Genomic DNA, 563 nt, shown 5'->3' with positions numbered 1-563 from the left:
CCTGCTACTTTCCGATCTGCCGTTTATGGCGTATGCCACCCCGGAACAGGCCTTTGAAAATGCGGCAACTGTGATGCGCGCCGGCGCCAATATGGTCAAAATCGAAGGCGGCGACTGGGTGGTCGATACGGTGAAAATGCTCACCGAACGGGCCGTGCCAGTTTGCGGGCACTTAGGGCTGACGCCGCAGTCCGTGAATATCTTTGGCGGTTATAAAGTTCAGGGGCGTGGCGATGCGGCGCAGACGCTGTTTGATGATGCCCTGGCGCTGGAAGCCGCTGGTGCACAGCTGCTGGTGCTGGAGTGTGTGCCGGTTGAGCTGGCTAAGCGTATCACTGAGGCGCTGTCGATTCCGGTGATCGGCATCGGCGCGGGCAACGTCACCGATGGCCAGATTCTGGTCATGCACGACGCCTTCGGGATCACCGGCGGTCACATTCCAAAATTTGCTAAAAATTTCCTGACAGAAGCAGGCGACATGCGTGCTGCTGTGCGGCAGTATATTGCCGAGGTTGAGTCCGGCGTTTATCCGGGCGAAGAACACAGTTTCCATTAAGGAGTCC

1 protein-coding gene is annotated in these 563 nt (G+C 57.9%); it reads left to right on the top strand.

All coding sequences use genetic code 11. From position 1 onward, the window contains the following. On the top strand, positions 1-556 hold a 556-nt coding region (gene panB, locus HP459_RS23315), incomplete at its 5' end, for a 3-methyl-2-oxobutanoate hydroxymethyltransferase (protein ID WP_171936967.1). Between the last annotated feature and the right edge of the window lie 7 nt (positions 557-563).

It is taken from the genome of Enterobacter sp. CM29, assembly GCF_013179605.1.
Classification (GTDB): Bacteria; Pseudomonadota; Gammaproteobacteria; order Enterobacterales; family Enterobacteriaceae; genus Enterobacter; species Enterobacter intestinihominis.
The sequence above is the reverse complement of the archived record's forward strand: the minus strand, read 5'-3'. Positions and strand labels throughout refer to the sequence as shown.